3 protein-coding genes are annotated in these 1,932 nt (G+C 39.6%); all 3 read left to right on the forward strand.

The features are described 5' to 3' along the window. Positions 1-1,404: hypothetical protein (locus M998_RS19695; RefSeq protein WP_068910358.1), on the forward strand; the 1,404-nt coding region annotated here is incomplete at its 5' end. 3 nt (positions 1,405-1,407) lie between these two features. Beyond that, positions 1,408-1,695, forward strand: a complete 288-nt coding sequence (locus tag M998_RS19055) for a DUF2523 family protein (protein ID WP_068910360.1) — start codon at positions 1,408-1,410, stop codon at positions 1,693-1,695. A 16-nt stretch (positions 1,696-1,711) separates the two neighbouring features. Further along, a partial coding sequence (locus M998_RS19060; protein WP_282956586.1) for a zonular occludens toxin domain-containing protein occupies positions 1,712-1,932 on the forward strand: 221 nt, incomplete at its 3' end.

Consider the following 1,932-nt stretch of genomic DNA (forward strand, 5'->3'; position numbering starts at 1 on the left):
ATTGTTTTAGTGGGAACATTTTATCCCATTTATTATGCTCACGCGGTATTGCCGTTATTAGCAGCGCGCGCAGTTATTCCTGCGATTGCAGGGCGTATTGTCATGAAACGAGCCATGCAAGTTGCTGTAACGGATGCACAATATGTAACGGTAGTGAATAACACAACACGCGCAATTTCAGCGGCCACTCGAGCCAATGCTACTGCGGTTGGAACAAAATCATTTTTTCGTTCTTCGTCGGGGGCATTAACATGGGCTGGAGTAGGTTATTCCGTTGGTGATATTTCATCAGAGTATTTTGCCAATAAAGCCGATATCATGGTAGCAACAACAGGGCGACCGCTGGGTGATGGGCGTTATGCCGTTGATGTGGCAGGAAAAACCTATATTACGGATTTTTTACCCTCAGAATCCAATCCGTTTATTGCCACACCCGTTATTGACGGCAACCTTCCAAGCCAAACCGTACCTGAATTGAACTCAACGATGCAATGGTATCAAGTGATATCCACTAAGCCAGAGCAATATATTGTGGGCTCTGTGGAAAGTGTCGCAAGAGGATATTTCAATTACACCGCTGAAGGTGGTTCGCGTAATTGTCCCGCAGGAAGTGGGTTATGTACGTATGAATTTACGCCAACCGAAATTGAAATTAATCAAGGTTCAACCTCTTATGTGAAATATCAATATACCGCGTTTTATATTGATAAATTAGGTCAAGAAGCGAAACAAGTTTATTCACCTATTCAACGCATACAAGTGTATTACAATAAACACTATATCCCCAATAATGAAGTAATGGATAAACAATTTCTGATTGCTAATGATTTAGATGGTTTTGCGGCATTGGAAAAACTCAAAGAATACCAACTTGATTTAGATAAATTAGCGTCAATGTTGAATAATCTTTTTTATCACTCAGCAACTCAACCTGATTATGACGGTATTCCGATTACTTCATCGAATCCCATTACAGCGAATGAAATAAAATCCGTATATCCCGATTATGGAAAACTAACCGACTTTGATTTGTTATATCCAGCTCAAGTAAAGCCCGATGGGGATTTAGTGATTAAAACACCGGGAATTTCTACAGAAACAGGGCAATCGGGAAAAGTGGAATTAGATTTAGGGGAATATCCCGAAATAGATGAACCCGATTTAGAAGAGCCGCCAACGGGAAAAGAAATATTAGAACCGATTGAAAATTTAATGCCGTTTATTAAAAACATCCAACTTCCCAATAAAGAAGCGAGTTGTCCTGTTGCCGAATTTAACGTATTCGACACGCAATATAAAATTGATTCCCATTGTCCATTGCTCGAACAAAATAAAGTCTTATTTCAATTGATTGCGGGAATTCTGTGGGCATTTTTATCTTTACGTATCATTTTGAGTGCATAAGCTATGTTTAAATTACTCTTATCGGTTTTTAATTCGTCCTTAAAATTCGTGTTTAGAACGCTAATTATTAAATTTGTGCTTTTTTTCGGGCTGTATTTTGCCGTGTATGAGTTAGTCTCAGTCATGGTGACATGGTTGCCCAATGGCTCAGATTTACCACAATTATTTTCTCAGTTACCCGATAGTGTTTGGTATTTTATGAACCTCTTTTTAGTGCCTTACGGTATTACGTTGCTGCTAAGTGCTCACTTTACGCGCTTTATTATTCGTCGTATCCCACTAATTGGTTAATTGATAGGGCAAGAATATGGCAATTTCAGCGTATGTGGGTGTGCCAGGTAGCGGTAAATCGTATGAGGTCGTGAGTAACGTCATTATTCCTGCATTTATGAAAGGGCGACGTATTGTCACCAACTTGTACGGCATATCGCAAGACAAAATCACGGCCTATTGTTTGGCTCATCGTAAAGCGGATACGGATTCCCTCGGTGAAATTGTTTATGTCGATAATGAACAGGTCATGGATGA

Source organism: Providencia heimbachae ATCC 35613, assembly GCF_001655055.1.
Lineage (GTDB): Bacteria > Pseudomonadota > Gammaproteobacteria > Enterobacterales > Enterobacteriaceae > Providencia > Providencia heimbachae.

Excerpts from the sequence above, each read along its gene's own strand:
- M998_RS19055 (WP_068910360.1), top strand. The coding sequence starts at position 1,408 with ATGTTTAAATTACTCTTATCGGTTTTTAATTCGTCCTTAAAATTCGTG.